1 protein-coding gene is annotated in these 2069 nt (G+C 72.9%); it reads left to right on the forward strand.

What is annotated here, in order from left to right; genetic code table 11:
- The coding region (locus AC5WRT_RS38765; protein WP_496101087.1) for a type I polyketide synthase at positions 1 to 2069 on the forward strand (2069 nt) is incomplete at both ends.

The raw sequence follows: 2069 nt of genomic DNA on the forward strand, positions 1-2069 counted from the left end.
CGGCCACCTCGGCACCGGCAACGCCGCCAGCGTCATGTCGGGCCGCGTCTCCTACGTGCTGGGCCTGGAGGGCCCCGCGGTCACCGTCGACACGGCCTGCTCCTCGGCGCTCGTGGCTCTGCACCTCGCCGTGCAGGCGTTGCGGGCGGGGGAGTGCGACCTGGCGCTGGCCGGTGGCGTCACGGTGATGTCCACACCGGGTCTGTTCCTGGACTTCTCCCGCCAGGGCGGCCTCGCTTCGGACGGGCGGTGCAAGGCGTTCTCGGACGCGGCGGACGGCGCCGGGTTCTCCGAGGGTGCGGGTCTGGTGCTGGTGGAGCGGTTGTCACAGGCGCGGGCGGCGGGTCGCCGGGTGCTGGCGGTGGTGGCCGGCAGTGCGGTGAACCAGGACGGTGCGTCCAATGGTCTGACGGCGCCGAACGGGCCGTCGCAGCAGCGGGTGATCCGGCAGGCGCTGGCCGGCGCCGGTTTGAAGCCCGCCGACGTGGACGCGGTGGAAGCGCATGGCACGGGGACCTCTCTGGGTGACCCGATCGAGGCGCAGGCGCTCATCGCGACCTACGGCCAAGGCCGTGAACAGCCTGTGCTGGTGGGCTCTGTGAAGTCGAACATCGGTCACACGCAGGCCGCCGCGGGTGTGGCGGGTGTGATCAAGATGGTGCTGGCGTTGCAGCACGGCGTGCTGCCGCGCACCCTGCACGCCGAGGAGCCGTCTTCGCACGTGGACTGGTCCGCCGGCGCGGTGGAACTTGTTGACGACCACGTCGAATGGCCGCGCGCGGAGGGCCGGACCCGCCGGGCGGGCGTGTCCTCCTTCGGCCTCAGCGGCACGAACGCGCACGTGGTGCTGGCGGAGCCGCCGGTCGGGGAGATGCCCGGCGAGGTCGCGGGTGACGCGGGTGGCTTGGTCCCGTGGGTCGTCTCGGGTCGTACGGCCGGTGCGCTGCGGGCGCAGGCCGGGCGGCTGGCGGAGTTCGTCGCCGGGGACCAGGGTCTGAGCGTTGCCGGGGTGGCGGGGTCGCTGGTGCGGTCGCGGTCGCTGTTCGAGCACCGGGCCGTGGTGTGGGGTGCCGGCCGGGAGGATCTGGTGCGGGCGCTGGAGGCGGTCGCGGCCGGTGAGGAGGCGGCGAACGCGGCGACGGGAAGGGTCCGGCGTGAGGTGCGCACGGCGTTCCTCTTCGCGGGTCAGGGTTCGCAGCGCCCCGGCATGGGGGGTGAGTTGTACGACGTCTACCCGGTCTTCGCGGACGCTTTCGACGCGGCCTGCGCCCACCTCGACACCGAACTGTCGCGCCCGCTGCGCGAGGTCGTGTTCGGTGACGATGCCGAGTTGCTGAACCGGACGGAGTTCACCCAGCCCGCGTTGTTCGCGTGGGAGGTGGCCCTGTTTCGGCTGCTGGAGTCGTGGGGCGTACGGCCCGACGTGCTCGCGGGTCATTCGATCGGTGAGATCGCGGCCGCACACGTGGCCGGGGTGTGGTCGCTGGCCGACGCCTGTCGTCTCGTCGCGGCGCGTGGTCGGTTGATGCAGGCCCTGCCGGCGGGCGGTGCGATGGTTGCCGTCCAGGCGTCGGAGGAGGAGGTGCTGCCGCTGCTGGAAGACGGCGAGCGGGTGGGCATCGCCGCTGTGAACGGCCCGCGTGCGGTCGTCGTCGCGGGCGCGGCGCGGGCCGTGGACGAGGTGGCGGCGCGCTTCCGGGTCCGGGGCCGTAAGGTCACCGCCCTGCGTGTCGGCCACGCGTTCCACTCGCCGCTGATGGAGCCGATGCTCGCCGACTTCCGCAAGGTGGCCGAGAACCTGACCTACCAGCAGCCGAAGCTGTTCTTCGTCTCCACGGTGACCGGTGGGACCGTCACCGCCGAGGAGTTGGCTTGCCCCGACTACTGGGTGCGTCATGTCCGGCAGGCGGTGCGTTACGCCGGCGCGGTGCGGGTGCTGGCGGAACACGGGGTCGGCCGGTTCCTGGAGCTGGGTCCGGACGGCACGCTCACCGCGCTCGCGCAGGGTTGCCTGGACGACGCGGAGGCGTCGGTTCTGGTGCCGGTGCTGCGCAAGGGCCGGCCCGAAG

The organism is Streptomyces sp. NTD91, assembly GCF_059510455.1.